Source organism: Microbacterium ureisolvens, assembly GCF_015278315.1.
Classification (GTDB): Bacteria; Actinomycetota; Actinomycetes; order Actinomycetales; family Microbacteriaceae; genus Microbacterium; species Microbacterium ureisolvens.
In genome coordinates, this window is record NZ_JADIJE010000011.1 from 94,341 (window position 1) to 113,504 (window position 19,164).

General features: G+C 71.6%; 20 protein-coding genes. 5 read left to right on the forward strand and 15 right to left on the reverse strand.

The genetic code is table 11. The features are described from left to right. Position 1: 1 nt before the first annotated feature. Positions 2–988 (forward strand): hypothetical protein, encoded by a 987-nt coding sequence (locus IM767_RS16200; protein ID WP_109208812.1) that lies wholly within the window; start codon positions 2–4, stop codon positions 986–988. A gap of 41 nt (positions 989–1,029) precedes the next feature. Here the strand turns inward: IM767_RS16200 and IM767_RS16205 are convergent, their stop codons facing one another. The 5 genes from IM767_RS16205 to IM767_RS16225 form a co-directional block, all read right to left on the reverse strand. Then, positions 1,030–2,133 carry a 1-acyl-sn-glycerol-3-phosphate acyltransferase gene (locus IM767_RS16205; RefSeq protein ID WP_239453107.1) on the reverse strand — a complete coding sequence of 368 codons (1,104 nt, stop codon included), beginning with the start codon at positions 2,131–2,133 and terminating at the stop codon, positions 1,030–1,032. A gap of 5 nt (positions 2,134–2,138) precedes the next feature. Next, positions 2,139–3,032, reverse strand: a complete 894-nt coding sequence (locus IM767_RS16210; protein WP_109208810.1) for a patatin-like phospholipase family protein — start codon at positions 3,030–3,032, stop codon at positions 2,139–2,141. Between the two features lie 181 nt (positions 3,033–3,213). Beyond that, positions 3,214–4,101 (reverse strand): glycine betaine ABC transporter substrate-binding protein, encoded by an 888-nt coding sequence (locus IM767_RS16215; RefSeq protein WP_109208809.1) that lies wholly within the window; start codon positions 4,099–4,101, stop codon positions 3,214–3,216. Between the two features lie 20 nt (positions 4,102–4,121). Continuing rightward, positions 4,122–5,108: an ABC transporter permease gene (locus IM767_RS16220; protein ID WP_109208808.1), complete on the reverse strand. Its 987-nt coding sequence runs from the start codon at positions 5,106–5,108 to the stop codon at positions 4,122–4,124. After that, a complete protein-coding gene (locus IM767_RS16225) occupies positions 5,105–6,463 on the reverse strand; it encodes a quaternary amine ABC transporter ATP-binding protein (protein ID WP_109208807.1) in 1,359 nt (452 codons plus the stop codon). The genes IM767_RS16220 and IM767_RS16225 overlap by 4 nt, the downstream gene beginning before the upstream one ends. Before the next feature lie 369 nt (positions 6,464–6,832). Between IM767_RS16225 and IM767_RS16230 the strand changes: the two genes are divergently transcribed. The 3 genes from IM767_RS16230 to IM767_RS16240 are packed head-to-tail and all read left to right on the forward strand — an operon-like array spanning position 6,833 to position 8,858. Next, positions 6,833–7,222 carry a GntR family transcriptional regulator gene (locus IM767_RS16230; protein WP_109208857.1) on the forward strand — a complete coding sequence of 130 codons (390 nt, stop codon included), beginning with the start codon at positions 6,833–6,835 and terminating at the stop codon, positions 7,220–7,222. Then, the gene (locus IM767_RS16235; RefSeq protein ID WP_109208806.1) at positions 7,219–8,166 is read left to right on the forward strand and encodes an ABC transporter ATP-binding protein; all 948 of its coding nucleotides are present in this window, start codon (positions 7,219–7,221) and stop codon (positions 8,164–8,166) included. The genes IM767_RS16230 and IM767_RS16235 overlap by 4 nt, the downstream gene beginning before the upstream one ends. Continuing rightward, on the forward strand, positions 8,163–8,858 hold the full coding sequence (locus IM767_RS16240; protein ID WP_109208805.1) for a hypothetical protein: 696 nt from the start codon (positions 8,163–8,165) through the stop codon (positions 8,856–8,858). The genes IM767_RS16235 and IM767_RS16240 overlap by 4 nt, the downstream gene beginning before the upstream one ends. A 98-nt stretch (positions 8,859–8,956) precedes the next feature. Here the strand turns inward: IM767_RS16240 and IM767_RS16245 are convergent, their stop codons facing one another. Beyond that, positions 8,957–9,265 carry a chorismate mutase gene (locus IM767_RS16245; protein WP_109208804.1) on the reverse strand — a complete coding sequence of 103 codons (309 nt, stop codon included), beginning with the start codon at positions 9,263–9,265 and terminating at the stop codon, positions 8,957–8,959. Positions 9,266–9,420: 155 nt separating this feature from the next. On the opposite strand from IM767_RS16245, the gene IM767_RS16250 reads away from it, so the two are divergent. Further along, positions 9,421–10,674: an AI-2E family transporter gene (locus IM767_RS16250; protein WP_109208803.1), complete on the forward strand. Its 1,254-nt coding sequence runs from the start codon at positions 9,421–9,423 to the stop codon at positions 10,672–10,674. A 63-nt stretch (positions 10,675–10,737) separates the two neighbouring features. Here IM767_RS16250 and IM767_RS16255 read toward each other — a convergent pair whose 3' ends face one another. The 9 genes from IM767_RS16255 to IM767_RS16295 form a co-directional block, all read right to left on the reverse strand. Beyond that, on the reverse strand, positions 10,738–11,592 hold the full coding sequence (locus IM767_RS16255; RefSeq protein WP_109208802.1) for a ComEA family DNA-binding protein: 855 nt from the start codon (positions 11,590–11,592) through the stop codon (positions 10,738–10,740). Beyond that, entirely contained in the window at positions 11,589–12,113 is a 525-nt protein-coding gene (locus IM767_RS16260) for a hypothetical protein (RefSeq protein ID WP_109208801.1), read from the reverse strand. Before IM767_RS16260 ends, IM767_RS16255 begins: the two co-directional genes overlap by 4 nt. Further along, positions 12,110–12,877, reverse strand: coding sequence for a 4Fe-4S single cluster domain-containing protein (locus tag IM767_RS16265; RefSeq protein ID WP_109208800.1), 768 nt, complete (start codon positions 12,875–12,877; stop codon positions 12,110–12,112). The genes IM767_RS16260 and IM767_RS16265 overlap by 4 nt, the downstream gene beginning before the upstream one ends. Beyond that, positions 12,874–13,089, reverse strand: coding sequence for a DUF2997 domain-containing protein (locus IM767_RS16270; RefSeq protein WP_109208799.1), 216 nt, complete (start codon positions 13,087–13,089; stop codon positions 12,874–12,876). Before IM767_RS16270 ends, IM767_RS16265 begins: the two co-directional genes overlap by 4 nt. Before the next feature lie 37 nt (positions 13,090–13,126). Continuing rightward, positions 13,127–14,749: an AAA family ATPase gene (locus IM767_RS16275; protein ID WP_109208798.1), complete on the reverse strand. Its 1,623-nt coding sequence runs from the start codon at positions 14,747–14,749 to the stop codon at positions 13,127–13,129. Positions 14,750–14,777: 28 nt separating this feature from the next. Continuing rightward, complete coding sequence (locus IM767_RS16280) at positions 14,778–15,575, reverse strand: hypothetical protein (RefSeq protein ID WP_109208797.1); 798 nt, start codon at positions 15,573–15,575, stop codon at positions 14,778–14,780. Continuing rightward, on the reverse strand, positions 15,572–16,405 hold the full coding sequence (locus IM767_RS16285) for a hypothetical protein (RefSeq protein WP_109208796.1): 834 nt from the start codon (positions 16,403–16,405) through the stop codon (positions 15,572–15,574). The genes IM767_RS16280 and IM767_RS16285 overlap by 4 nt, the downstream gene beginning before the upstream one ends. Before the next feature lie 70 nt (positions 16,406–16,475). Then, positions 16,476–17,687 carry a lactonase family protein gene (locus IM767_RS16290; RefSeq protein WP_109208795.1) on the reverse strand — a complete coding sequence of 404 codons (1,212 nt, stop codon included), beginning with the start codon at positions 17,685–17,687 and terminating at the stop codon, positions 16,476–16,478. A 76-nt stretch (positions 17,688–17,763) separates the two neighbouring features. Then, complete coding sequence (locus IM767_RS16295; RefSeq protein ID WP_109208794.1) at positions 17,764–19,050, reverse strand: adenylosuccinate synthase; 1,287 nt, start codon at positions 19,048–19,050, stop codon at positions 17,764–17,766. Positions 19,051–19,164 lie beyond the last annotated feature (114 nt).

Genomic DNA, 19,164 nt, shown 5'->3' on the forward strand with positions numbered 1-19,164 from the left:
AGTGGAACAGTTCTGGGAGTTCGCGCGCGACTTCTGGTGGCTCGTCTTCCCTTTGATGGGCGTGCTCGGCATGGTCGGCAACGCCTGGGAACGAGGAGTGCGCCTGCGCCATAAGCGGCGCCTGGAAGTCATGCACGCGAAGGCGGAGCTGAAGGCCGCGCAGGCCGCTGCGCGGGGCAAGGCCGTGGCGGCGGCATCCCTCCCTCCGATCACCGCGCCGACGGCGACCGCTCCCGCGCAGGCCGGATCGGGATCGCGCGAGACGCAGGTGACGCAGCTCGAGCGCCTCTTCGCGACCCACGACGCGGTGACGGCGCGCTGGCTCGAGTACGAGCTCGACGTCGCGAAGATCATCGCCTTCCCTGCCATGAGCGACGGGCGCCAGCCGCTCACCGCGGCGTTCCTGCGCGCCAAGCGCATCGCCGACGGACTCCGCCCCGCGTCGGCGAAGGCCCGCCTGTCGAAGGAGCAGCTCGCCGAGTACCGCAACGCCGTCGCCGACTTCGAGGTCGCCTTCGACGTGGCCGAGCGCGACGCGCGGCGGCTGCGCGACTCGAGCTTCACCGAGGTCGAGCGCAAGCGCCTCGAGACGGCGAAGAAGCTGCTGACTGTGGCCATCGACGAGGCGGCGACGCCCGCCGAGCGCCAGCTCGCCTACCGTCGCGTCCGCGAGGAGCTCGACGGGCTCATCTCGATCTCGGACGAAGCCATCGAGGTGCTCGAGAAGAAGGTGATGCTCGAGCTCGGGCCGGTCGCCTCTGCGACGACGGCGACGGATGCCGCGACCCCGCCTCGTGCGGAGGCTCCCGCCGCGTCGGGTGCGGCGCCGGCCGCCGCGCCCATGGCACCCGAGCCGGAGCCGCTGCCCGCGCCCACGCCCACGCCGAAGCGCCCCAGCACCTCGCCGCCGACGGCGACGTGGCCGGTGCCGTCCCGGGGCAACCCGGATTCCCCCGGTAGGGTGACCCACCCGAAGCCTCACCGCTGACCACAGCCGGGCCCCCGGTTCGGGTTCGGGTTCGCTCCTCGCTACTCGATCGGCGAGGTCTCCCGAGCCGACCGTCTGGTCACCGGGCGGTCGAGCGCGGCATGGGCGTCGATCCACGCGTCGATGCGGGCGAACCAGTCGAAGAGCCACGCGGCGCGGCCGTCGAGATCGTTCGGGATCTCGGAGCGCGGCACCCGCCACGCGCGCATCGTGAGCTCCTTGTCCATCGGCAGCTCGCGCCACACGTCGCGCAGCGTGGCGAGGCGGTCGAGGCCGGTGTGGGCGATGAAGACGACGTCGGCGTCGGGCGCGGCCTCCAGCGCGGCGTGCATGCCGCCGGGCTGGGGGGCCATCACGTGCGTCATCGCCTCGGCACGTTCGGCCATCTCCTCCCTGCCGGCGTCGCGCAGCCGCTTGATGCGGGCGCGACGACGCGACGGGCTGACCTGGCCGCCCTCGGGGAAGATCACGAACGCGTCATCGGCATCGAGCCCGACGGCGAGGTCGGCGAGCGCCTCCTCCACGCGGGCGCCGCCCCCGGCGCGGCCCTTCCCGAAGCCGGACGGCACGATGAAACGCGCCGGGATCCGGTGGAGCAGGATGTCGATCGCGGGATCCCACTGCAGCGTGTACTTGAGCACGATGCGCGGCTCGCGGCCGACCTCATTGAGGAGCGTGTCGATGAGGATGAACGAGTCGCCGGGCCCTCCGTGGCGGCTCGCGACCACGAGCGGCGTGCCGGGGGCGAACAGGGCCTCGAACGCCTCGCGGCCGAACGCCCGGTTGTCGTCGTCCGACCCGGTGGTCGTGATCGTGATCCGCAGCACGCCGCCGAGCACCCAGAAGAGCAGCCCCAGCGCCCAGGCGCCCAGGCGGTAATGCGCCGCGACGAAGCTCGGGCGGCGTAGGGCGTATCCGAACCCCGACCCGATCCACATCCCGAACAGCGCGATCACGAGCATCGCGTCCCACAGCAGGTAGACCGTCACCAGCCACAGCAGGCGGGGCAACCGGAATCGGCCCGGCACGAGCGAGGTCAGGGCGAGGGCGACCAGCAGCCATACCGGCGTCAGCTCCAGCATGACCAGCGCCGCCACGATCACCAGCGGGGCGAGCACGATGCGGCGCAGCCAGGTGGGCGGCATCCACATCAGGGTTGCTCGCCGTCCCGGCGCGCGTCGTCGCTGTCGCTGCCTGTCCGCTCGACGAGCGCGCCCGTGGCCAGCCCGCGCTCGGCGAGGAACGCGGTGGTCGCCTCGTACGCCTGGTCGATGCGCCGCCGCACGGTGCTCATCCGGCGGTACGACATGAGGGAGTCGTCGCCCTCGAGCCCGCCCCCGCTCGGCAGCACGTGCAGGGCGACGCCCTCGGGGAGCGTCGCGACGTCGCGCGCATACCGGTGACGCCGGGCGATCTCGAACGCGACTCGGGCGGTGTCCACGGCCGAACGCGGGGCGACGAGCGGGGTCTCGACGCGGCCCACCTGCAGCACGAACACCGTCGTGGCCCCGGCCTCGACGGCCTGCTCGATGGGGATGGAGTTGACGATCCCGCCGTCGATGAAGTGCTCGTCGCCGATCCGGGTAGGCGGAAGCAGGCCCGGCACCGAGGCTGACGCGAGGATCGCATCGATCAGCGGCCCCGACTCGAACACGTGCTCGGCGGCGCGCTCGATGCTCGCGGCCACGACGCGCAGGCGCACCGGCAGGTCTTCGAACCGGGTGTCGGCGCCGAGCGCGCGCTCGAGCAGGTGCCGCAGCGGCAGGGGCGAGTTGAGGTGCGTCTTCGTCTTGACGAGCCGTGTGAACTGGGTGAACAGCGAGTCGCCGTACACGGCGTTCGCCTCGGGCGATGTCCACGCCTTCAGAAGCGCATCGATCACCGACGGCGTCGGGTCGCTCGCCACCAGCGCGCCGTTGATCGCGCCGATCGACGTGCCGACGACGAGATCGGGACGGATGCCGGACTCCAGCAGCGCCTGGAGCATGCCGATCTCGACCGCCCCGCGCACGCCACCACCGCCCAGGACGAATGCGACCGTCATGCCCACACCCTATTGCCGGACCGACCCGGACGGCGGGGCGTATCCGCCCGCCGCCGTCCGGCGGTGGCTGCGCATCCACCCTCCCCGACCCGCGAGTCCGGACAACACAGCATCCCCGCCCCCGAGCCCGCGAAGTCCGGACATCGCAGGGACAGAGCCCGGGTCAGCGCAGGCCGCGGACTCAGCGGGTGAGGGTGTCGACCCAGTCGCGGTTCTCCTCGATCCAGTCCGCGACCACGGGTGCGTAGTCGTCGCCGTCGTAGGCGCCGAACATCGCGTCCTCGAGCGAGTACAGCAGCTCGTTGTCCATGCGGAACGCCTCGAGCCACTCCGCCACCTCCGGGAAGTCCTCCGCGAAAGCGGTCGACGTCACGGTGTGGATGCCCTCGGCCTCCCCGAGCAGACCCTGCGGGTCCTCGAGGTCCTTCAGCGGGAACGCGTTGTAGGCCCAGTGCGGGCGCCAGAGGGTGACGGCGACGTCGCGTCCGGCATCCGTCGCCGCCTGCAGCTCGGTGAGCATCGCGGGCGTCGACGAGGTGAGGAACTCCATGCCCTCGAGGCCGTAGCCGGGGATGACGGCCTCCTGCGTCACCGTCACGAGGCCCGACCCCGCCTCGATGCCGACGAGCCGGTTGCCGAACACGTCGGCGTTCGCGGCGAGCTCGTCGAGCGAGTCGATGGGCGCGTCCTCGTTCACGGCGATCGTGAGCTTGGCCTCGTCGTTCCAGGCGCCGAGGTCGACGAGGTCGTCGCCGTACGTCTCCATGTAGTCGGCGTGCGTGAGCGGCAGCCAGGTGTCGAGCGTCAGGTCGTAGTCGCCGTTCGCGATGCCGGTGTACGCCGCCGCGGGGTCGGCATAGGCCAGCTCGACGGTGTACCCCTCGTCCTCGAGCACGGCCTTCCACAGCTCCGACGCGGCGATGCCCTCGTCCCAGCCGTTGAAGACCGCGATCCGCAGGTGGCCTTTGTCGTCGCCGCCGACGCCGCCCTGCACGAGAGCACCGTTCACGAGCAGCGCGGCGGTTCCGGCGAGCGCCAGCCCGCCGGCGATGATGCGTGCCTTGGTCATGTCGGATCCTCTCCGGTCGTTCAGGCGTGGACGGGCTCGGGCCGCTCGGCCGGGGCGTCGGGAGCGGATGCCGCGCCCTCGGCGTCGGCCGACGCGCGGGGCGCCGCAGGCTCCGGGGTCGCCGCGGGGGTCGCGGCATCCGTCTCCCCGCTCTTCGGCGAAGGCCGCGCGGTGCGCGTGCGCGGCTGCGAGAAGCCCGAGGTGATGCGGTCGAGGATCATCGCGAGGATGACGACCGACAGGCCCGCCTCGACGCCGAGGCCGATGTCGATGCGGCTGAGGCTCTGCACGACGGCGCCACCGAGGCCGCCGGCGCCGACCATGCCGGCGATGACGACCATAGACAGGCTCAGCATGATGACCTGGTTGACACCGGCCATGATGCTGGGGAGCGCCAGCGGAAGCTGGATCTGGCGCAGGATGCGGGCGGGCGAGGCGCCGAAGGCGTGCCCGGCCTCGACGATCTCGGGATCGACGCCGCGGATGCCGAGCTCGGTGAGGCGCACGCCCGGGGCGAGCGCGAACGCGATCGTCGCGACCATGCCGGGCACCGGACCCACGCCGAAGATCAGCATCGCCGGGATCAGGTAGACGAAGGCGGGCATCGTCTGCAGGAAGTCGAGCACCGGCCGCAGCACCGCCGAGACGCGGTCGCTGCGCGCGGCCCAGATGCCCAATGGCACGGCGATCGCGATCGCCACGACCGCGGCGAGGATCACCAGGGCCAGCGAGTCCATGGCGTTGGACCATTGGCCGACCGCGACGATCACCAGGAGGCCCGCGGCGCTGCCGAGGGCGAGCACCAGCCCCTTCGACCAGTATGCGAACGCGGCGATCACGAGGATGACCGCCCAGAACGGCGGGGTGGACAGCGACGCGTCCAGCCAGTCGTAGAGGCCGCGGAAGATCACCGACACGACGTCGAAGAAGGCGCCGAACACATCGATCACCCAGCGGACCGCGGTCTCGACGACGTCGCCGAGCGGGAGGCGGAAGAGGTCGTTCATCGGGAGGCTCCTTCCATCGCGCGCGGTCCCTCGGGGGCGAGGCGGCTGGGCGGCGCCGCGCGGCCGGCCGGCCCGGTGGCCGCACCCGGCTCCTCGACGACGGCGAGCGTCTGCGCGATCTCGCTCGCCGGCACCGAGGCCGGCAGGTCGATGACGGGGTTCTCGCGGGTGACCGGCGGCACGTCGCCGAGCGCCGCGAGCAGCGTCACGCGCGGGATCGTGCCGACCAGGCGCCCCGCGTCGTCCACGACGGCGACCGGCAGCGGGCTCTCGACCGCGCGCTCGACCACGCCGGTGAGCGGGTCGTCGACGTGCACCGCGGGCCGGCCGGACCGCACCAGAGACCGCAGGTCGGTGCGGCTGTCCTTGACCGCGCGGATGACGGCGCGATCGGTGACCGTCCCGAGGAAGCGGCGGTTCTCGATGACCGACACCGCGCCCACCTGGAGGTCGCGCATCACGCGGAGGGCGCCGCGCACGCCGGCGCTCACCGGCGTCGTGGCGGCGGGCGGAGCCATCACCGAGCCGGCGGTGAGCACGCGCGCGCGGTCGACGTCCTGCACGAACTGCGCCACGTAGTCGTTGGCGGGGTCGGTGAGGATCTCCTCCGGTGTGCCGTTCTGCACGATCCGGCCGTCGCGCATCACCGCGATGCGGTCGCCGAGGAACATGGCCTCGTTGAGGTCGTGCGTGATGAACACGATGGTGCGGCCGAGCTCGCGCTGCAGCTCGACCAGCTGCTCCTGCATCTCGCGACGGATGAGCGGGTCGAGGGCCGAGAACGCCTCGTCCATCAGCAGGATGTCGGTGCCCGCGGTCAGCGCGCGGGCCAGGCCGACGCGCTGGCGCATGCCGCCGGACAGCTCGTCGGGCATGGCGTCGGCGCGGTCGCCGAGACCCACCCGGTCGAGGATCTCGCGGGCGCGCGCACGGCGCTCGTCGCGACCGACGCCCTGGATCTCCAGCGCGTAGGCGGCGTTGTCGAGCACCGACAGGTGCGGCAGCAGCGCGAAGTGCTGGAACACCATCGAGATGGAGCGCTGACGGATGCCGCGCAGCTCCTTCGCGGACGCCTTGACGACGCTCGTGCCCTGAACGAGCACGTCGCCCGCCGTGGGCGGGAGCAGTCCGTTGAGCATGCGGATGACGGTGGACTTGCCCGAGCCCGAGAGACCCATGATGACGAAGATCTCGCCGGGCTGGACCGTGAAGCTCGCGTCGATGACGGCGGCAGAGCCCGCGTCGGCGACCTCGGCGCGCGTCGCGCCGGCGCGGAGGCGCCGCATCGCGTCGCGGGGATGGCGTCCGTAGACCTTGAAGAGGTTCTTCGCCTCGATGGCGGGAGGAAGCGTCACTGTGCACCTCGGCAGCGTCCGTGCAGGAGCTGCAGCGGTTGCGCCCGGGTCGCGGCCGCACCCGCAGCGGATGTCCGATCCGCGCCGCGGCCGCCGACCGTACGCTCGCCGGTCTGACGCCCCAGGGACGACACCCGCGACCGCGGACTGGTCGGGATGGCCCCCTCGAGGGCCTGATCCACCGTTTCACGGGGCAGCGGACCGGGCAAATTCGACAGCCACGGGTCACTTCGGTAGGTCGCGCACGCGTGATAACACGGCTCGGCGCGCCGAGGGCCGTCACGAGACCGGCCGGCAATAACGGGGGTTGACGTCGACGAAGTTCCATGGTTACTTAGTCAAGTAACTAACCAATACACGGGGGTGGCTGTGATCGAAGAAGGCAGGGCGCTGTTCCTCCAGATCGCCGAGAGCGTGGAGGACGCGATCATCGACGGCTCCTTGGCCGAGGAGTCTCAGGCTCCATCGACGAACGAGCTCGCCGCCTTCTACCGGATCAACCCCGCCACCGCTGCGAAGGGAGTCGCGATGCTCACCGACAAGGGCGTGCTGTACAAGCGCCGTGGCATCGGGATGTTCGTGGCGCCCGGCGCGCGCGAGCGCCTCATGAGCGAGCGCCGCACCGCCTTCGCCGACCGCTTCGTCGAGCCGCTGCTCGCCGAGGCCCGCAAGCTCGGGCTCGGGCCCGATGACCTGGCAGTGCTCATCCGCGACCGCGCCACGGCGCAGGCCGCCACCACAGAAGGGAACGCACGATGACGACCGGGACGCACGTCATCGAGGTGGAGAACCTCACCAAGCGCTACCGCGACGTCGTCGCGGTGGACGACGTGAGCTTCACGATCGAGAAGGACACCATCTACGGCCTGCTCGGCCGCAACGGAGCCGGCAAGACGACCGTCATGTCGATCCTCACCGCACAGAACTTCGCCACCAGCGGCGACGTGCGCGTGTACGGCATGCATCCGTACGAGAACGCCAAGGTGCTCTCACGCATGTGCTTCGTGCGCGAGAGCCAGAAATACCCCGACGACGCGCTGCCCAAGCACGCGTTCGGCACGGCGAAGCTGTTCTTCCCGAACTGGGACGACGAGCTGGCCACCCAGCTCATCGAGGACTTCCAGCTGCCGATGAAGACGCGCATCAAGAAGCTGTCGCGCGGTCAGCTGTCGGCGGTCGGCGTGATCATCGGCATCGCCTCGCGCGCCGAGATCACGTTCTTCGACGAGCCGTACCTGGGCCTGGACGCCGTCGCACGCCAGATCTTCTACGACCGGCTGCTCGAGGACTACGTCGCCCACCCGCGCACGATCATCCTCTCGAGCCATCTGATCGACGAGGTGTCGAACCTGATCGAGCGGGTGCTCGTCATCGACCGCGGGCGCATCCTGATCGACGAGACCACGGACGCCCTCCGCGACCGGGCGGCCAACATCGTGGGCGATGTGGCGGCGGTCGACGCATTCGTCGCCGGCCGCGAGGTGATCCATCGCGAATCGCTCGGGCGGGTCGCATCCGTCACCGTACTGGGCAGCCTCACGTCGGCCGACCGCGCACGGCTCGCCGAGGCGGGCCTGGATGTCGCCCCGGTCTCGCTGCAGCAGCTGATCGTCCGCACGACGCAGCACGCGGCATCCGATTCCCCCTCCTCGGGCGCCGCCGTCCGGGAGTCCGCCGCCTCCGAGGAAGGAGCACTGCGATGAACCGCACCGTCAACGTCGTGCGCATGCAGCTGATCAACAAGCAGACGTTCGTCTGGGTGCCGCTGATCGTGCTCGGCGCCTCGTTCGCGATGTCGATCGCGATCTATGCCATCCTCAAGAGCTCCGGGCTCGAGGGTCCGTTCTACGGCGGCGGCTCCCAGGCCCCGCTGTGGGTGCTGCTGTTCGTCGGCATCTCGTCGCTGACGCTCACCTTCCCGTTCTCCCAGGCGATGAGCGTCACGCGCCGGGAGTTCTTCCTCGGCACGATGCTCGCCGCGGCCATGTGCGCCGTGCTGCTGGCCGCGGTCTTCGCCATCGGGGGCATGATCGAGGACTGGACGAACGGCTGGGGCATCAACGGGTACTTCTTCGCGCTGGACTGGGTCGTCCAGGACGGGGCGCTGGGCGCCGCCTTCTTCTACTTCGTGATGGCGATGCTCATCTTCATGCTCGGGTTCTGGTCGGCGACGGTCTACAAGCGGTTCGGAGCCGTGCTGCTGACGAGCATCTGGATCGGCGTCGGCGTGCTGCTGCTCGTCGCCATCTGGGCGATCACCCGCTTCGAGTGGTGGCCCGAGGTGGTCACGGCGCTGGTCGACCTCGGCGCCGTGGGTCTTGCGGCGTGGGGCCTGGTGCTGACCCTCGTGCTCGGCGTGATCTCGTACCTCACGCTCCGGAGGGCGGTGCCCTGACCGAAGGTCCCGGGGTCAGGCTTCGGCTCCGGAAGAGCGGATGCCTCGACCCGGCGATCGCGCCGGGCCGAGGCATCCGTGTGTCTATGGCCTCAGGGTCAGCGTTCTGAGGCCCCGTTGCTCTCGCGCAGCACCTCGTGGTGGCGGATGACCTCGGCGACGACGAAGTTGAACCACTTCTCGGCGAACGCGGGGTCGAGGTCGGCCTGCTCGGCGAGGCTGCGCAGGCGCGCGACCTGCTGCTCCTCGCGGGCGGGGTCGGAGGGCGGCATGCCGTGCTCGGCCTTGAGGTGACCGACCTGCTTCGTCGCCTTGAAGCGCTCGGCGAGCAGGTACATCAGCGCGGCGTCGATGTTGTCGATGCTGCTGCGCAGCCGCGTCAGCGTCGTCGTGGGGTCTTCGGTCATGGCTCCTCCTCGCCCCTCGACGATACCCGAGCAGCCCCGGGCCCCCGGCGGCTGTGACGCCCCGCCCGCCCGCCGGTGCCCGCGTCCTCCGGCCGCAGCGCGCGGGCCACCACACCTCTGGGCCCGCCCCCGGCGCCGGCCCTAGAGTGTGACCCATGACCGACACCTCGCCCTCGCTCGGCGCCACCGCAGCCGAGACGGCCGAACCCCTCTCCGCGCCCGCGACGGCCGGCACCGACAGTCAGCCGGTGGCCCGCGACGCCGACGCCTCGAGCGGACCCGCGGCGAGCGCGGCGACGCCGGTGAGCGGGGCGGAGGCGGCACCCGTGTTCACGGGCGAGGCGCCCGCGGGCAAGACGTTCTGGGCGAACCTCAACAGCCCGTTCCGGCTGGGGCTGGTGCTGACGCTCGGCGGTCTCGCGGCGATCGCGCTGGGCTTGGCGTTCTGGAACCTGTCGACCATCATCATCTACGTCGTCTTCGCGCTGTTCGCCGCCCTCGGGCTCGACCCGGTGGTGCGGTGGTTCGGACGCCACAGCGTCTCGCGGCCGTGGGCGATCGTGATCGTGTACACCGCGTTCGCCCTGGTCTTCACGGGTGTCATGCTGCTGGTGGTGCCGGTCCTCGTGAAGCAGATCACCGCCTTCTTCAGCGACCTGCCGACCACCGTCGACGAGTTCCAGTCCTCCGACTTCTACGCGTGGCTCAGCTCGACCTTCGGCAGCCAGGTCGGCGCCATCACCGACCAGGTCGAGAAGTTCCTGACCAACCCGGCGAACATCGCGGCCATCGGGGGCGGCGTCGTGAACTTCGCGATCAACGTCGGCACCACGATCTCGGGCCTGATCATCGTGCTCGTGCTGAGCCTGTACTTCCTGGCGGGGCTGCCCGCGATGAAGGTCGCCTTCAACCGCTTCGTCGCCGCGCGCAACCGCAAGAAGGCCGCCGCGATGACCGACCAGATCACGGACTCCATCGGCGCGTACCTCATGGGCATGGTGGTGCTCGCGTTCTGCAACTCCGTCGTCGCCTTCCTGCTGCACCTCTTCTTGGGGCTGCCGTTCCCGGCGCTCATGGGCGTGCTGGCGTTCCTCATCACGCTGATCCCGCTCATCGGATCGGTGCTCTACTGGCTCACCGCGACGACGCTCGCCCTCTTCACCGGCTGGGTGCCCGCGCTGATCTTCGCGGTGATCTACCTGATCTACATGCAGCTCGAGGCGTACGTGCTGACGCCGAAGGTGATGAACAAGGCCATCTCGGTGCCGGGCGCCCTCGTCGTGATCGGCGCGATGGTCGGCGGCACGCTGCTGGGGCTCCTCGGCGCCCTGGTGGCGATCCCGGTCACCGCGTCGATCCTGCTGATCATCAAGCAGGTCTTCATCCCCAAGCAGGATGCCAAGATCTGACGGGCCTCGCGGCGAGGTGACGGAGGGAAGACGGATGCCTCGGGGCGAGGCATCCGTCTGCGCTCAGTAGTCGACGCGGCGGCCGAAGCGCCGCTCGCCCCGCGGCCGCGGGGAGCAGATGGCGACCGGGCGCAGCCGCACGATCTCGTGGGGCTGGAGGCCGACGGTCTCGCCGAAGTCCTCGACCGAGGTGAAGCCGCCCTGCGCGTCGCGCTCCTTGACGGCGCGGCGGGCGCGCGAGCGCGTCATGCCCGGCAGCTTCTCGAGCTCGGCGGCGGGGGCGGTGTTGACGTCGATCGGCTCGGTCGCCGCCTCGGCCGCGACGAGGTCGTCGCTGGACGCGCCGACCGCATCCGCGAGCGCGTCGGCATTCGCGGACGCGGCGGCACCGGCAGCCTTAGCCTTCGCCGCTTCGTCGGCGGCCGATGCGCGCTGGGCAGCCGCCGCGGCGGCGGCTGCGTTGCGCTGCCGGCGGGATCGGCGTGCGGGCTTCTTCGCCGGGGCGGCTTCGCCGGTGCCTGAGGCTTTCGCACCGGATGCCCGGTGCCACGTCGCCTCGCGTGTGCGGGAGGCCGCCGACGCCTGACCGGTGCGCTCGAGACGGCGCTGCCACATCGTCCGCAGCCACCCCGGGTTCACGGCGAGCGCGACGACCATGCCGGCGAGATACACGATCGCGCGCACCAGCGGCTGCCACTGCCCCCACAGCTCGAAGCTCGCCAGGAGCGCGGCGGCACCCCACACCACCCCGAGGATGATGAGCCGGCGGCTGCGCGAGGCGACGCCGATGATCGCGAACCCGAGCCACGTGAGGATCGGCCCGGGGATGACGGTGAGCAGCATCCACGAGCTCATCCCGAGGAGCCACCCGATGCTCGGGGCGTCGGTCGCGGCGGCGGCCCGTGCGGAGCTCGTCATGCGTAGTCCTTCACATCGAGCACCATCGTGACGGTGTCCTGGTCGTCGCGCGTCTCCGAGACGAGCTCGAAGCCGGCGGATGCCGCGCGCTCGCGGATCCGCGCCGCCACGGTCTGCTGCACGCGCAGCGCGTAAGCCGCGTCGAGGCGCTCGACGAGGGCTGCGGCATCTGTCTCGGCCAGTTCCCGCCCGTCGGCCCGGCGGAAGTGCGCCGCCCACACGCCCTCGTCGGAGCGCGCCATCTCGAGCTCGACGCCGTCGATCACCGCGGTGAGCCGGTCGCCGCCGAGCGCGACCTCGCTCGCGCCGATGTCGCGGAGCGCGTCGCCGAGGAGGTCGGGATCCTTCATGCGGGTGCGCACCGAGATCGGGCGCGCACCTCCGTCGTCGACGGCGCCGGTCTCGGCGCGGTCGTCCTCGCTCGCGCCGCCGAGCTGCGTGAGGGCGCCGATGCCGCCCGCCGCCGAGATCGCGGTGACGGCGGCCAGCGCCGCGGGGATCAGGATCAGCGACACGCTCATCGCGCGGCCTCCGCTCTCGTTCGTGCGTCCGCGGCCACCTGTGCGGGGCTGTCGGCACGCGGGCCCAGGTCGTCCAGCAGGGCGGCGATCGCGGCATCCGTCGCCCATCCGTTCACCGCGACGACGCCATCGCGGTCGATCCGCACCTCGAGCCGGTCGCCTGCGCCCCGCGCGGCGATGTCGCGCACCTCCGCCGCGTACCGCCCGCTCAGCGCGCGGATGCCCTGGTTGCGCGAGCCCACCCACGGGCGGCGCGCGTCGGGGAGGTGGCGCAGGTACGGCCCGTCGCACAGCAGGTCGGTGGCCTCCAGCAGCGCCGCGATGTCGTCGCGGCCGGCGGCGGCCCAGGCTAGGAGCCGATCGAGCGGGTACCCGGTGAACGTCATGACGCCCAGGCCCGCCTCGCGGAAGACGCGGGCGACGGATGCCGCGGCCCCGGCCTGATCGAACGGCTCGCCGCCGAGCAGCGTGAGGCCCTCGGCCCCCGCCGCCGTCGCCTGCTCGAGCCACTCGGCCGCCGTCGCGGTCACCTCGGTGAGGCGCCCGCCCCGCTCCGCCCACAGCTGCGGGTTGAAGCACTCGGGGCAGCGCACCGCGCACCCCTGCAGCCACACGGCCGCCCTCCTGCCCGGGCCTTCGGCCTCGGTCGCCGGGAGGAACCGCGACCAGCGCACGTCAGCGGCATCCGGGCGCGCGGGCGCCACGGTGCCGAGGAGCGAGTCCCCGCCCCCGCGCCCCGGCGCCTGCGCGACGACGACCGTCACCGCAGGCCGTCCGACTGCTCGGTCTCGATCGCCGTCGTGCTCTGCACGGACGCGGTGGTGTAGTCCTCGGTGAAGCGCGACGAGACCGTCTCGGCGTCCAGGAGGGCCTCCAGCGCCTCGATGTGGTCGAGGCACTCCGGTCCGTGCATGCCGATGGTCTCGGCGTCGACGGTGCCGTCGGCGCGAAGCCTCACCACGAGCTGCTTGGCCATGATCCGCCCTTCCTTCCGTCCCGTTCCGCACCGGCGCTCAGTAGTCGACCGTGCGGCCGCCGCGACGCGACGAGAGCGCACCCTCGGTGACGGCGCCGCTCAGCTCGGCCGTGTCGAAGTCCTCGGTGCCGGTGGCGCGCACCGCGCGCTCCGTCGCCCAGGCGCGGATGCGCTGCACCTCTTCGGCCTGGGTCACCGCGAGCGGGATCATCGTATCCACGACCTGCCGCACGGTGTCGGCGGTCACCTCGCCCCCGGCGCTGAACCCCTCGTACAGGGCCGACACGACCGACTGCTCGATCTCTGCGCCGGAGTGGTTCTCGCTCGCGGCGACGAGCGCGGCGACCGCCGAGTCGTCCGAGACCACCGTGTCGAGCCCGTTGGCCGAGGTGGCGCGGGAGGCCAGCTGGATGCGCCAGATCGCCTCGCGCTCATGTGCGGTGGGCAGGTCGACGAAGAAGATCTCGTCGAAGCGCCCCTTGCGCAGGAACTCCGGCGGCAGGGCGTCGATGTTGTTCGCGGTCGCCACGACGAAGACGGGGTGCCGCTTCTCCTGCATCCAGGTGAGGAACGTGCCGAAGACGCGGGCGGTGGTGCCCGAGTCGCCCTGCCCGGTCGTGTTGGAGAAGCCCTTCTCGATCTCGTCGACCCACAGCACGCACGGCGCGACGGCCTCGGCGGTCGCGATCGCCGTGCGGAGATTCTGCTCGCTCGAGCCGACGAGTCCCGAGAAGATGCGGCCGATGTCCAGGCGCAGGAGGGGAAGGCCCCACGACGCGGCGGTGGCCTTCGCCGTCAGGGACTTGCCGCAGCCGGGGATGCCGGTGATGAGGACGCCCTTGGGCGCCGGCAGGCCGTACTCGCGGGCGCTGCCCAGCCACGAGCCGTCGCGGCGCGACAGCCAGCGCTTGAGGTTGTTGAGTCCACCGACGTCGTCGAGGTCGATCTCGGAAGGCACGAACTCGAGCACCCCCGACTTGCGCACCACCTGGCGCTTCTCGTCGAGCACGATCGGCACGTCCTGCGCCGACAGGCGGCCGTCGTTGACCATCGCCCGCGCGAACGCGTTCTCGGCCTCGGCCATCGACAGGCCGAGCGCGGCGTGGACGAGCTGGTCGCGAGCCTTGTCGTCGGCATCCACGCGGATCCGGCCGCCGCCGGAGGCGTTGTTGTCGATCATCGTCTCGAGGAGCTCGCGGATCTCGGCGGCCGTGGGCAGCGGGAAGTCCAGGAGGTGCGTGACCTCGTCGAGCTCGGGCGGGATCACCCGCACGGGGGCCGTCACCACGAGCGTGCGCGACACGTCGCCGTGGCGGAACTCCAGGGCCGTCTCGCGCACGGTGCGCACCAGGGCGGGGTCGCCCGCGCGGTGCTCGCCGCCGAAGTACGCGTGCAGGTCGCAGAAGACGAACACGCTCGGGGTGTCCACGCCGGCGACGTGCTGCAGCGCCCGGGCCGGGTTCGCCGTGTTGCCGACCGACTTGCCGTCGGGGCCGACGAGACCGAGCGCCGCCGTCCACGTCCACAGCGCCCGGGGGTGCCGCTGCGACTCGGCGGCGTCCGAGATCGCCCCGATCGCGCGGACCTCCTCATCGGTCTCGATGTACAGCAGCGGCAGGCGCGCCTTGAACGCCTCGGTGAGAGTGTCGGCGAACGTCACGTCAGCTCCTTCTCGAACGGATGCCGCGTCATTGCGTCGGCGTGGGGGTCGGGGTGGTCGTCGGGGCGGGGTCGCCCGCGGGCGTGTCGAGGGTGATGGTCCACGTGCCGTCGCCGGTGGCGTCGACCTGGAAGACGACGCGGTCGGTCGGCTCCCACGACGCGCGCACGTCGACCTCGTCGAACTCGTTGACCAGCGAGTCCCATCCGCCGACCGTGACGGCGGCGACGAGGAACAGCCCGGAGCCGGTGTGCTGGAACCGGCCGCTGAGCGCGTCGCCCTCGTACATCAGCACCGCGTTGCCCTGGCCCGAAGCGGTCTCGCCCATGGGCACGACCTCCGGCTTCGTGACGGTGGCGGTCCAGTCGGTCAGCGACTCTCCGAACCAGACCAGGCCGTCCTCAGCGGCAGGGAGCACGAGCACGTCGCCGTCCGGGTAGAGCGAGCCGAGGTACCCCGGGGGCTCCCATTCGTCGGACTCGACGTCGAACTCGACCCCGGTCTGCTGGTACACCGACACCCAGTCGGCCTCGGCGCTCTCGGGGTTGGTGAACATGAGCATGTCGGAGTTCGCGTCCAGGCGCAGGAAGCCGCCCTCGGGGGTGCCGCGCAGCTCGCCGTCGACGACCTCGTACTCCTGCGGATCGTCGGCGAGCCACGGATAGTCACCGTCTGCAGGGGCGGCGTCGTCCACGTAGACGTCGCCGGTCAGCGGGTTCACGGCGACCTGGGGCAGCACGAAGAACGCGATGACCGAGACGACGATCGTCCCGAGGATCCACGTCGCGACCGAGAACCGCCGGATGCGCTCGGCACCCCCGGTCACGGACCGGCCTCCGTCTGCGTCGGCGTCGGCTCGCCGGGCGTCGGGGTCGGGGCGCTCGGGGTCGGAGCGGTCGTCGGGGCCACCGGCTCTGTGAAGGTGATCGTCCAGCCGGCCTCGTCCCACGCGTCGATGGCGAACAGCACGAGGTCGCCGTCCTCCCACGCGATCGAGCGGTCGGTCGGGTCGTACTCGCTGAAGATCTCGGTGACGCCGGCGGTGGTGACCGTCTCGATGGTCACGCGGCCCTCGCCGCGGCTGCTCACGCGTGCCGTGGTGGCGCCGCCCTCGACCAGGAACGCCGTGGAGCCGAAGCCGCTGACGGTGCCGGAGCGGGTCTCGACGGGCGGCGTCGTGATCTGCAGCCGCCACCGCTCGTCGCGGAAGCCGTCGATCCACAGCTCGACGTCGGGCTGCGGCACGAGCACCCACAGTCCTTCGGTGGCCGCGTACGTCTCGAATTCGGCGGGATCGCCGTACGGGCCCTCGACGAGGGTCTCACCGCCGGGTCCCGTGACCGCGACCCGCCCGACATACGTGTCGTCGAGCTCGGTGATGAGCAGCGGCTGGGCGGGATCGAGTCCCTCGAGCCGGATCATGGCGCCGTCGACACCGCTGTACACGCGGTCGCCCTCGTCTTCGGCGACGGGCGGGTCGGGGTTCTGCCACGGCTCCAGGGCGTAGTCGTCGTTCGAGGTCGCCTCGTCTCCCGCCTCCGCGAGAGTGGCGCCGCCGATCAGGGCGACCATGACGAGCCCGATGGTCCACACGAAGGCGTTGAAGGTGAGCAGCCGGCTGCGCGCGGCGCCGCTCAGCGTCGTGTTCGAACTCATTGCCGCCTTTCCGACCCCGACCAGGCTATACAACCGGGCAGGGACGCCCGGACGTTGCGCGCATGCGCGGCTAGCGCACGGGCAGGAGGCAGGTGGGGGCCGGCGCGGCGGTGCGATGGCGCACCCGGCCGGGCACGCCGGTGCGCACGTCCAGCGTCAGCGAGGCGACCTCGTCGGAGCGCTGGCCGGCGACCAGCAGGATGTCGCGGACCACCACGTGGTGGCGCGGCCAGTCCACGCCCGCATCGACGAGGGCGACCGGCGCGACGGACTCGCCCGCGCCGCGCACCCGCAGGGTCGCGATCGTGTTGCTGCCGCGCACGCCCGCGTAGAGGAACTCCCCGTCGCGCGAGGCGGCGAGCTCCGCGGCGCTGTCGCCGGGCAGCGTTCCGGCGCCGAGCGGGGTGCCGCCGACGAGCCGCCAGACCTCGGCGCCCGAGCCGCTCGCGGGTGCCGAGGGCGCCAGCACGAACAGCTCGCACGACAGCTCGGTCACGACGTAGAGGTGGCCGCTCGGGTGCCACACCATGTGGCGCGGACCGCTGCCCTTGGGCAGCGCCACCTCCTGCACGAGTCGCAGCCCCCGGCCGCCGTCGCGCCAGAACCGCACCAGATCGAGGCCGAGATCGGTCGTCGCGATGAGCCCGCCCGGCAGGAACACCGCCTGATGCGCGCGGGACGGGCGCGCCTCCTCCTCGGCACTGTCGGTCGGCGCCGGAGCGTCCTGATCGTGGTCGGGCACCAGGTGGGCGAACTCCGTGCCGGCCGCCTCTCGGAGCGCGCGCGCAGCTGCCGCGAGGTCCAGGTCGCCGGCGGCGGATGCGGATGCGGCCGCCTCGGGGCCATAGGGATCGGCCGCCGCGGCGGCGATGGCAGGCGATGAAGGCCGGCCCGCGGCATCCAGGTCCATCCGCACCACCCGGCCGTCGCCCCAGCAGCCGGCCACGAGGAAGCGGCCGTCGGGCGAGACGGCGACGTGGCAGACCGCCTCACCGGCGGGCACCGGGTCGCCGAGCGGGGCGAACGCCGCCTCGCCGGTGCGCCGGAACGCCTGCACCTGCTGCCGCGCCTCGAGCGCCGCGTACACGACGTCGCCCTTCGACAGGCTCGCCGATCCGGGATGCGCCGCGAGCCACGACGGCGAATCGGTCGCCGCGACGTCGCCCGCGAACGCCAGTGCGCCGCCCGCCGAGCCGTCGTCGGCGGCGCCCGCGAGCAGCATCCCGAGTCCGGTCGCGCTGCCGTCCATGTCGGCGGTGTATCCGCCCAGCCAGAACCTCATCGTCCGGTTCCTTCCGGACAGTGGGATTCGCGGTTCCTGCGCTTGCCGAACGACCCCACGTCAGACTTCGACACGCTCAGTCGACGAGGTCGTGGCGCACGATGACGGCGTCGCGCGCGGCGCCGACGCCGATGACCGAGATGCGCGTGCCGCTCATCGCCTCGAGGGCGAGCACGTACTCCTGGGCCTCCAGCGGGAGGTCCTCGAAGGTGCGGGCCGTCGAGATGTCCTGCTTCCAGCCCGGGAAGTACTCGAGGATCGGCTTCGCGTGGTGGAAGTCCGACTGGTTGACCGGGATCTCGTCGAAGCGCTCCCCGTCGACCTCGTACGCGACGCACACCGGGATCTGGTCGAGGCCGGTGAGGATGTCGAGCTTGGTCAGCACGAGGTCGGTGATGCCGTTGATGCGCGTCGCGTAGCGGGTGATGGGCGCGTCGTACCAGCCGACGCGGCGGGGGCGGCCGGTCGTGGTGCCGAACTCGAAGCCGCGCGAGCGGAGGAAGTCGCCGTTCTCATCGAACAGCTCGGTGGGGAACGGGCCCGAGCCGACGCGGGTCGTGTACGCCTTCACGATGCCGACGATGCGGTCGAGGCGGTTGGGGCCGACGCCCGAGCCGGTCGCCGCGCCGCCCGCCGTCGCCGACGACGACGTCACGAAGGGGTAGGTGCCGTGGTCGACATCGAGCATCGTGGCCTGACCGCCCTCGAAGACGACCACGTCGCCCGCGTCGAGCGCGTCGTTTAGAAGGAGCGAGGTGTCGGCGACCATCGGGCGCAGGCGCTCGGCGTACGACAGCAGGTCGTCGACGATCTCGTCGGCGGTGATGGCGCGGCGGTTGAAGATCTTGACCAGGAGGTGGTTCTTCTGGTCGAGGGCGCCCTCGACCTTCTGACGCAGGATGTTCTCGTCGAAGAGGTCCTGCACCCGGATGCCGACGCGGTTGATCTTGTCGGCGTAGGCAGGGCCGATGCCGCGACCGGTGGTGCCGATCTGGCGCTTGCCGAGGAAGCGCTCGGTGACCTTGTCGAGCGTGCGGTGGTACTGCGTGATGATGTGCGCGCTGGCGCTCACCCGCAGGCGCGAGGTGTCGAGGCCGCGTGCGTGCAGTGCCTCGAGCTCGGCGAAGAGCACTTCGAGGTCGATGACGACGCCGTTGCCGATGACCGCGTTCACGCCGGGAGACAGAATGCCGGAGGGCAGCAGGTGCAGCGCGTACTTCTCGTCGCCGATCACGACCGTGTGGCCGGCGTTGTTCCCGCCGTTGAACTTGACCACCCAGTCGGTGCGCTCACCCAGGAGATCGGTGGCCTTGCCCTTGCCCTCGTCTCCCCACTGGACTCCGACGATCACGATGCCTGGCATGGGCTACTCCCCCGTTATCTGACGGTTACACCCCATCCTATCGGGATGCTTCGTTACGCCTTCTGGCGCCGTGAGTCCTCCCGTGTCATCAGAGGTTGGACGGGCTCGCGAGCG